General features: G+C 51.2%; 7 protein-coding genes. 2 read left to right on the top strand and 5 right to left on the bottom strand.

Going from position 1 to position 9,473, the window contains the following annotated elements; translation table 11 throughout:
- Window positions 1-84 precede the first annotated feature (84 nt).
- Both KKH67_09160 and KKH67_09165 read right to left on the bottom strand, forming a co-directional pair.
- Window positions 85-930, bottom strand: coding sequence for a T9SS type A sorting domain-containing protein (locus KKH67_09160; GenBank protein ID MBU1319349.1), 846 nt, complete (start codon window positions 928-930; stop codon window positions 85-87).
- Window positions 931-1,168: 238 nt separating this feature from the next.
- Window positions 1,169-1,483 carry a DUF59 domain-containing protein gene (locus tag KKH67_09165; protein ID MBU1319350.1) on the bottom strand — a complete coding sequence of 105 codons (315 nt, stop codon included), beginning with the start codon at window positions 1,481-1,483 and terminating at the stop codon, window positions 1,169-1,171.
- A 227-nt stretch (window positions 1,484-1,710) separates the two neighbouring features.
- Here KKH67_09165 and KKH67_09170 point away from each other — a divergent pair, with 227 nt between their 5' ends.
- Together KKH67_09170 and KKH67_09175 are read left to right on the top strand one after the other, a co-directional pair.
- Window positions 1,711-3,693: an oligopeptide transporter, OPT family gene (locus KKH67_09170; protein MBU1319351.1), complete on the top strand. Its 1,983-nt coding sequence runs from the start codon at window positions 1,711-1,713 to the stop codon at window positions 3,691-3,693.
- A gap of 63 nt (window positions 3,694-3,756) precedes the next feature.
- The gene (locus tag KKH67_09175; protein MBU1319352.1) at window positions 3,757-5,985 is read left to right on the top strand and encodes a glycosyltransferase family 39 protein; all 2,229 of its coding nucleotides are present in this window, start codon (window positions 3,757-3,759) and stop codon (window positions 5,983-5,985) included.
- Between the two features lie 446 nt (window positions 5,986-6,431).
- Here KKH67_09175 and KKH67_09180 read toward each other — a convergent pair whose 3' ends face one another.
- The 3 genes from KKH67_09180 to KKH67_09190 all read right to left on the bottom strand — a co-directional run.
- The gene (locus tag KKH67_09180; GenBank protein MBU1319353.1) at window positions 6,432-7,430 is read right to left on the bottom strand and encodes a diguanylate cyclase; all 999 of its coding nucleotides are present in this window, start codon (window positions 7,428-7,430) and stop codon (window positions 6,432-6,434) included.
- 7 nt (window positions 7,431-7,437) lie between these two features.
- Window positions 7,438-8,328: a tyrosine recombinase XerD gene (locus tag KKH67_09185; protein MBU1319354.1), complete on the bottom strand. Its 891-nt coding sequence runs from the start codon at window positions 8,326-8,328 to the stop codon at window positions 7,438-7,440.
- 137 nt (window positions 8,329-8,465) lie between these two features.
- Window positions 8,466-9,473, bottom strand: a 1,008-nt coding sequence (locus tag KKH67_09190; GenBank protein MBU1319355.1) for a sodium-translocating pyrophosphatase, incomplete at its 5' end; no start/stop codon positions are given.

The raw sequence follows: 9,473 nt of genomic DNA on the forward strand, positions 1-9,473 counted from the left end.
GCTAACAGTGTTCGCACAAATAACAAAGCGCCCCGGGAAAAGGGCGCTTTGCATGCTTGCTAAGTAAAGATCGTGGGCCGGAAATTACTTCATCAAGACCATTTTCTTGATATCGCTGAAGTCGCCTGATTTGATGCGATAGAAGTACACACCACTGGCAACATCACCGCCGGAATTGTCGCGACCGTCCCAGTAAGCCGAGTATTTACCGGCATCCTGGTATTCGTTCACAAGCTGACGAACCTGCTGGCCAAGAATATTGTATACACTCAGCTCAACTTCACCCGCAGTTTTAATTGAATAAGCGACGGTTGTCGACGGGTTGAATGGGTTCGGATAGTTCTGAGCAAGAGCATAGACAGTCGGAATCGTGACCGAGCTGCCAGTCGGGTTCTTGGTCAGAGAAATCGTGTTACCTTCGACTTCAGGGCCGACATTGTCCACTACGGGCTTGCCGCCGCTGTAGTTGTTGTACACCAAAGAGAGCTTGTGTCCGGGATTGCTGGACTCAAAAGAGTTGATCTCGAACTCTTCAAGAGTAGCATCGTCAACTCTGAAAGTCAACTGCGCAATCACGCCGTCACCGGGCTCGAGCGCATCCTTGGGACCGTAGACCATGGAAATCAGTCCAATGAGTACTCTGCTGTTCTTTTCGTCGATGTTTGCAATCTTCGCATCGAAATAATCAACGCGGGTATCGGCGAACTCAACTTTCGTGAGCGTGACACCCTTCGACCATTCCAACGGAATATCCATTGCTACCAGATTCTCGTCATGGACGACAGATACTGGGACTGTGATTTCATTATCTGAAATCCACTTTGCGTCTCCAAATCTGAATACATCCCGCTTGCCCATATCAGCCGCATTAACAGCTGCCGGCACCACCAGAACGCAAATCAAGATGGCGATTATGCTGAAGCGTTTCATTAGGCAACCACCTCCTCAGGGATTAATTGTGTTGGTTTCTGTAAACAAGCCATAGTTAAATTCCTAACATCAGTGACTCAATATACCGTATGGCGTGCCCGGTATATGATGGATACAAAAGCAAGAGGGGGTGACAGAACTTCTCTCTAGTAATAGTATAGTTTTGGGGGCGAGCTTTGTCAAGCCCTATTGTCCACCTCCTTGTGTACACAAGCTTACTTCCAATGATAGTGTTTCGTCATTCACTTTTCAGGAATCCGAGCTTTTTCCTGGCTTCCCTACTCATACACTCCATTGTCCACCTGGGTTCCCAAACAACATCAACTTTTACAGAATCAACATCTTCCAAGTCCTCCACCCTCTTTTGCACATCCTGACTAATGGGCGTCGCCATTGGGCATCCCGGTGCTGTCAGAGTCATGTCAATCTCCACTTCCCTCCCCTTGATCCTGATGTCGTAGATCAATCCGAGTTCTACAACACTGACAGGAATCTCGGGATCGTAACAGCCCTTCAAAGCTTCGCGTACCGATCGACAGTCGGCATCCGACACTCCGCGTCCATGCGTAACAAAGTTGATTCAATAAGCGACTTAACGAACGAGAGCAAGTCAAGTTCCTGTTACAATAAAACCAGAATATTCAAACTCTGTCAATATATTTCTGACAACGAGGCGGCGCAGATTGTGCGTCGGGGGGATCATCGGGAGTTTTACCTTGACTCACAACAATGGCCGGGGTAATATGATTCATTATTCAATAGCACTCGGAAGGAGGACTTGTGGCAAAAGAGCAAGTACAGACCGAAGGTGATCTGTATCAACCATTTGTGCCTGCATCAAAGACGGTTCCGGAGATAACGGTCAGTTCGGTCGTCCTCGGCATAATAATATCGATCGTATTCGGGATGGCGAACGCATATCTGGGCCTGAAACTCGGTATGACTATCTCCGCGTCCATTCCGGCAGCAGTCATTTCGATGGCAGTGCTGCGAGCAATTCTCAAGCGCGGCAGTGTTCTTGAAAACAATATGGTCCAGACAATCGGATCGGCCGGAGAATCGCTCGTAGCTGGAGTGATATTCACCATTCCGGCATTTTTAATATGGTCCGAGACGATTCCCGGATTTGACGACGTATTTCAGTTGACTGGTGCTGACATCGTAGCAATGTCCCTGCTCGGCGGTTCCCTTGGTATCTTCATGATGATCCCGTTGCGCAAGTATCTTGTTCACCGGGAGCACAATAAGCTGAGATTCCCCGAAGGTACCGCCTGTGCCGAAATCATTTTGGCTGGTGACGAGGGCGGATCTAAAGCAGTGACGGTCTTTTCTGGGATCGGGATCGGTGCATTGTACAAGATCGTAATGTCGGGATGCAGGGGTTGGCTCGAATCGCCCGGTTTTGACTTCAGATCAAAGCCCCTGGATGGCGCGACACTGGGCATCGACGCCACACCTGCCCTTCTCGGTGTGGGATATATCATAGGCCCTCGTATCGCAGCTCTGATGCTCTCCGGCGCGGTGCTCGGCTACATCGGACTCGCTCCGGCGATCAAGTTCCTTGGCGCATATTTCCAGGCCGATTATGTCCCAATGGCGGTTTCAGAGATGAGCTCCGGAGACCTTAGGAACTATTTCATAAAATATTTCGGTGTAGGCGCCGTCGCACTCGGTGGATTTGTCAGCTTGATAAAAGCCGCACCCGTGATCTTTCATTCATTCGCAGTCGGCTTCAGACAACTCACCAAGCGGGGTGCGGGAGCCAACGAGAAACCGATCCGCACAGACGAAGATATGCCGATGTGGCAGGTGCTGCTCGGTACTCTCCTTGTGGTAATTGCTATCTGGATCATGCCGGGACTCGACCTGCACCTTCTCAGCATAGCGCTCGTGGTACTGTTCGGGTTCTTCTTCGTGGTGGTTGCCGCGCGAATTGTCGGTATTGTCGGGTCTTCATCTTCTCCTGTCTCCGGAATGACAATCGCCACACTTCTCGTCACCTGTCTGATCCTGATTTCATTCGGTGTAAGCGGGATGACCGGCATGGTAACAGCCATGACTATCGGCGCTATCGTCTGTATCGCTGTCTGCATGTCGGGTGATATTGCGCAGGACCTCAAAACCGGCTGGCTTCTCGGTGCGACTCCGAAAAAGCAGCAGTGGATGGAATTTGTCGGCCTTGCGGCATCAGCGGTTACAATGGGTGGAGTGGTCTTCCTTCTTGCGAATGCATACGGCTTCGTACAGTCGCCGGAGCATCCGTCACCACTGTTGGCTCCGCAGGCAAATGTTATGGCTACTGTAGTGCAGGGCATAATGGGGGGACAGCTTCCATGGGAGTTTATCGTCGGCGGGTGCATGATCGCGGCGGCAGTGGAACTTCTCGGAATAAGCAGTCTGCCATTCGCGATCGGACTGTATCTTCCTCTCTCACTCTCGACGCCGATCATGGCTGGCGGACTAATCGCACTTCTGGTGAAGAAAACCTCACCGAAAGATATCTTCAAGCGCAGAGAGCAGAAAGGCATCCTTTTCGGTTCTGGACTTGTCGCGGGCGACGCGCTTGTCGGAGTGCTGATAGCTTTCGCATTTGCAGGAGCGGACTATGTCAGCATTCTGGACAAATACAAGTCATTCTCGGAACATTATGAATCAACTTCGATCCTCGGACTGGTGCCCGGAAGTGTCGTGGCACTGTGCGCCTTTGCAGCCCTAATCCTGACATTCTGGCTGTTTACTAAGGTGAGGAAAGATCGAAGCTGATCGATTCTGATCAGTGAGCATTAAGAAGCGCAGGGTCATACACCCTGCGCTTTCTTGCGTAGGATGGTTCGGAAGTCCAGCACGGGTAAGCGTGATCAGTTGCACATCACTCCAAAACTTGTATATTGCTGCAACATGATATCGAAAGAGAAAAATGCGTCAGAGAGTAGGCTTGTCTGGCCAGCAGCAGTTTTCATAGCGGCTCTCGTCGTGCGGCTGATCGTACTGCTGGAGTTTCTGGCGAATGACCCGTCCTTCTACTTGCCACAATTAGATTCAGACTGGTATCATCTCTGGGCCCTGAGGATCGCCGGTGGTGAACTGCTGCCGACTACGGTCTTCATCGGTGCTCCTCTCTATGCGACAGTACTCGGCCTGTTCTATGCCGTTTCTGGCGGAAGCCTACTCTTTGCGAAGATCATCTCTATAATTATCGCTTCGTTTTCCTGCGTACTGCTATATAAGATCGCAGAGCGAATCTTCGGACAATCAATCGCGAGGATCGCCGGGATTATGCTCGCACTCTATGGAACCGTTCTATTCTACGACACACAGATATTGCCGCCGGTGCTTACAGTATTCCTGATTCTTTGTGCGATCCATCTACTTCTCAAATTCGAAGAGCGCAAGCAACTCATCTATTTGTGTCTTTCGGGACTGGCATTCGGGTTGTCTCTAATAACTGAACCGATGACCGCTGCGGCGATCCCATTCATCCTGCTGTGGCTTCTGCGCTATGCAAAAATACGCAAGGGTGTCTCGTATCGCGTCACGAGAGGCGGGCTATTCATAGTGATTTTGTTAATGCCTGTAATCCTGACATCTTATCACAACTATCAGGTAGCAAAGCAAGTCATCCCCGTATCCAACGATTGCGGGCTGAAGTTCTATCTGGGCAATAATCCAGTAGCCGATGGACTCGCGCGGCGAATGCCTGAGATTCCTGCCGAGAATCAGATGCCGTGGCACGACCTCGTCTTCGTGACCGATTCGATTGCGAAATTTGAGACAGGTGAGCAACTCAGCCCCGGCGAGATTTCTTCATACTGGAAATCTAAAGCCGTTTCATGGATCAGCTCCGATGTCGGCGGATTTTTTGCGCTGACAGCGAAGAAATCCTATTACTTCTTGGCTGGATATGAGAGCTCCGACGGGACCGGGATCTACGATTACCGATCATATTCGATGCTGTTGTCGGCGCTGGCATTCGATTTCGGGATGAAGATTCCTTTCGGCTTGATAATGCCACTCGCGATTGTCGGAGTGATTGTCACCCGTAAGAGATGGAAAGAGCTGCTGCCGCTGCATGCAATGATCTGGCCATTCGCGGCGATAGCCATCTTCTTCACAGTCAATGCTTCTGTCAGGCTTCCAGTGGTGCCGTTCGTGATAATGCTCGCTGCAGCAGCGGTGCATACTATATGGTCGCTATCCAAAGCGCGGAAGTTGAAGACAATTGCTGTACCCTGCTTAGTCGGCATCGTGCTGCTGATAATACTGAATCTGAATCTCTTCTCGCTGGGCAAGACCAATCCATTCCAGTACCATTTCTCACGGGCGATCGGATTGGAGAGCAGCGCAGACACCGAAGGGGCGATAGCAGAGTATCGTGAAGCCCTGAAATATTATCCCAGTGATGCTCGCTGCCATACGAGACTTGGGCATCTCTTCTTCTCCATTGGCAAAATTGATGAAGCCGAGACTCACTTCATCAGCGCCCTGCAGTCCGACCCCTATTCTCCGTCAGCGAACAGCAGCCTCGGCAAAGTCTATCTCCGCAAAGGCAACCCTGAGATAGCAAGGATCTACATCAACGATGCATTCGTAAAGGGGCGCGAACTGCCGGAAGTTCTCGTCACATGGGCTGAATTGATGGAGGGAATCGGAGAAGCCGATTCTGCAGAGATGTTCTACAAGCAGGCGCTCGACAAATCGACCTCGATATCATTTCATGCGAATCTTCTCGGCAATTACTATGTGAAGACGGATCAGATCGATTCGGCGTACAAGTACTTTGGCATCGCAGTCAGGAACAACGAGGATTATGTGACCGCAAGGGTGAACCTCGCGAACGTGAAGCTGGCTCTTGGTGACACGACCGCGGCGGTCAATGACTACACATCCATTCTCGAAACGAACCCCGACCTGATTCAGGTCTGCTTCAATCTCGCGGCGGTGCACTTCATGCAGCGTCGTCCACATGAGGCGCGCAGATACGTCGAGCGCTGCCTCACCATCAATCCGACATATCAACCGGCATTGCAGCTATTGCAGATGCTGGATGGGAAGTAGCGCGCGCCACGGATCGTCATCTTCATCTGAGGTTTGTGTACCCTTCGAAGCTCAGGGACTGTGTCCTCGCGTACCAACGAAGAAGAACGCGCTGCCGACAATGGTTCTCCGCCTTCGCGGTGATGACAGCGCCTTCGCGCTGTATATGATCTCATGCCGACTCGCAGGGACTCTTCCCATTCACGACAGCCCGAAGGGCTGTCATTGCGATGCAAATCGGAATCCAGTTCTGTCTCTTTCTGGATACCGACTTTCGTCGGTAAGACAACGCCTATGGCGTTGTTGGGGCTGTCAGGAAGGGATTCCTGACAGCGCGTAGAAATCCGACATATCAACCGGCATTGCAGCTATTGCAGATGCTGGATGGGAAGTGACATCGTGGCTCTACTCCTGGCACTTGCCGCGGGACCTCAGGAATTATAGGTTTAAGCGAATCGACGTATAATCTAATACTTCCGGCGGCGTTCGATCATGTAGTTGGAGCCGGCGAGTTTCTTGGTGTAGTTCTTCAGATCGGCGAGCATGTGCGACATCTCCCCCACGTGAGTGAACATCTGGTCGAAATTCACAACAACTGCAATCGAAATTGTCAGCAACGGAAATAGCTCTTCAACTCCTCGCCGATTCGTCGTCACGATTTTCCCGCGCTCGCGGTCTTCTTTCTTATACTTGTACGGAATGATACTATCGAATGTCTTTATAATGTTCGAATTAACTATCTCGACCTTATCGTACGGTACAATGAAAATGAAATCATCACCGCCTACATGCCCCACAAAACCGTCCGGTACAAGATCATAGACGATGTCCCTGATAATGTGCGCCGTCAGCCGGATCACCTTGTCGCCGTATAGATAGCCGTAATAATCGTTGTAGGCCTTGAAATTGTCTATATCAAGATAACAGACCGCAAAAGTGCTGCCTTCCAGAATGTAGTCCTCGATTGCCCTTTCGATCAAGACCGGCCCCGGAAGGCGCGATGTCGGGTTCACTCCAAGATCGCGTTTGGAGCGCTCATAGAGCATCTGCAGCTTGATTCCAAATATGGCACTATCCCATTCTCCGGTAAACAAGTCGGCGGCGCCGTGAGCGAAGGCTATCTGATACGTATCGAAAGTCGCATCGGAATGGTACATGATTATTGGAACGCTGGAAAGTGCCGGCGTTTCTCTCGCACTGTCGATCACGTCCATCTCAATATCCATATTGCCGGATGCCGCAAGGAGTATGATTTCGAGCTGATACTTCTGATGCAGGCGCAGGAGCTGCTCAATACTGTCGAAAAGGTGAATCGTGGTATCTACCCATGTGATCGTGTCGGGTAGAAGCCTTGCAATCTCGGTACCGTCTTGACGGACCGCGACATGAAACGAACGCTTCCTCGTATTTCGTTCAGATTCAGCCAGCTTAAGAATATCGTTCTTGTAATAGACCTGCTCGGTCATCCCGGCCTCATGCCCTGGGGTGAAAACTCTTGTGCACTTCCTGCAGATATTCCCGATCCAAATGGGTATAAATCTGCGTAGTAGATATATCGGCATGGCCAAGGAATTCCATTACTGTCCTGATATCCGCCCCCGCTTCGATCATATGGGTGGCGCACGAATGCCGTATTGTGTGGGGAGTTGCGGTGAACCTGAAATTACACTGATCAGCATATTTCTTTAGCATTTTCCAGAGTCCCATTCGCGAAAATCCGCCCCCAAGCCGGTTCAGGAACAGCTCGCTCTGCGAGGATGCGCGTACGAGCGCAGGGCGGCCCGTCTCCAAATAGTCCACCACTGCTTCGTGAGCAAATCGCCCAAACGGAACGAGCCTCTCCTTTCCCCCCTTGCCCATCACCCTGAGCAGCTGAAGCTCAAGTAGCAAATCCGAAATCTGAACCTTCTGTACTTCCGAGATACGCAGCCCACAGGCATACCACAGCTCCAGAATTGCTGTATCTCGAAGCCCCAGGTGGGTCGATTTATCCGGCGTGTTGATCAGTCTCTCCATCTCTTTCTGGTCTAGAATGCGAGGCAGTTTTCGCATCAGACGGGGACCCTCGATAGACACGCACGGATTCTTGTCCGTAATCCCCTCCCCTACCGCGAACTTATAGAAGTGCTTTAGGGTTGAGAGTCGTCTGGCTATAGTTGCCGGATTGAGCCCCTTGTTTCGCAGTTTCAGCAAATAGTCGTAAATCTTCTCTGTGGGCGTTCCCAGCACATTAATATTTGATGACCTGCACCATCTGAGGAAATCGGTCATATCGGAATCATAGCTATCGATCGTATTCTGAGACAGATTCAGATCGACCGATAAGTGGGAGCGGAACAGCTCAAGAATCTCATCGTTTTTCATTCACCACACCCTGTCTGGATTCGCACACGGGCTTTATATATGCCCGTCGCAACGGTTCCAGCAACAAAAAAGCGGGCATAAGCGAAACAGCCCGGCAACTGCCGAGCTGTTTCAAACTAAGAAATCGAACGAATATTCTACATGAAGAGAGGTGCAAGAACAAGCGATACCATCGCCATGAGCTTCACCAGAATGTTCATAGAGGGACCGGATGTATCCTTGAACGGATCACCCACAGTGTCGCCAACAACAGCGGCCTTGTGAGCAAATGATCCCTTGCCGCCATGGGCTCCGCCCTCGATATATTTCTTGGCATTGTCCCATGCACCGCCACCATTAGCCATCATGAGTGCCAATAGCACACCGGTCAGCGTCGCACCTGCAAGCAGCCCGCCGAGAGCCTCTTTGCCGAGAAAACTGCCGACGAGAATCGGAGCAACAATAGCAAGCAGACCTGGGACGATCATTTCCTGCAACGCACTTATAGTGGCGATTTGGACGCAACGGTCTGAGTCAGGCTTCGCTTTGCCTTCCATGAGACCCGGAATCTCCTTGAACTGCCTTCTCACTTCATTGACCATCTTGAATGCTGCCTTTCCGACAGCGGTCATAGTCAGGGAAGCAACCACAAACGGCAGGATTCCGCCGAGGAACAATCCGACAATCACGCGCACGTTGAGAAGGTTGATCGTGTCAAGCTTCACGGTTGAGGTATAGGCGGAGAAAAGTGCAAGAGCTGTCAGAGCAGCCGAACCAATGGCAAAACCCTTGCCGATGGCGGCAGTCGTGTTGCCAAGAGAATCGAGCTTGTCTGTGATCTTGCGAACATTCTCTCCAAGTCCCGCCATTTCGGTGATGCCACCAGCGTTGTCGGCAACAGGACCGTAGGCATCGACCGACATTGTCACACCGATTGTGGCAAGCATACCGACTGCTGCGATACCGATGCCGTAGAGATCAGCAAGCTTGTATCCGACGAAGATTGCAACGCAGATCACTATGACCGGCAGCGCAACCGATTCCATGCCGATCGCAAGGCCGGAAATGATATTGGTCGCAGGGCCAGTCTCGGATGCCTTCGCGATGACGCGAATCGGTTTGCCTGACGTATAGTATTCGGTCAGGAGTCCAAGCGTAATCCCGGA

This window comes from Candidatus Zixiibacteriota bacterium, assembly GCA_018820315.1.
Classification (GTDB): domain Bacteria; phylum Zixibacteria; class MSB-5A5; order JAABVY01; family JAHJOQ01; genus JAHJOQ01.

What these genes read in the sequence shown, in the direction of transcription:
- KKH67_09160 (MBU1319349.1), bottom strand. Translation starts at nt 930, where the DNA reads ATGAAACGCTTCAGCATAATCGCCATCTTGATTTGCGTTCTGGTGGTG.
- KKH67_09175 (MBU1319352.1), top strand. Translation starts at nt 3,757, where the DNA reads ATGGTTCGGAAGTCCAGCACGGGTAAGCGTGATCAGTTGCACATCACT.
- KKH67_09180 (MBU1319353.1), bottom strand. Translation starts at nt 7,430, where the DNA reads ATGACCGAGCAGGTCTATTACAAGAACGATATTCTTAAGCTGGCTGAA.
- KKH67_09185 (MBU1319354.1), bottom strand. Translation starts at nt 8,328, where the DNA reads ATGAAAAACGATGAGATTCTTGAGCTGTTCCGCTCCCACTTATCGGTC.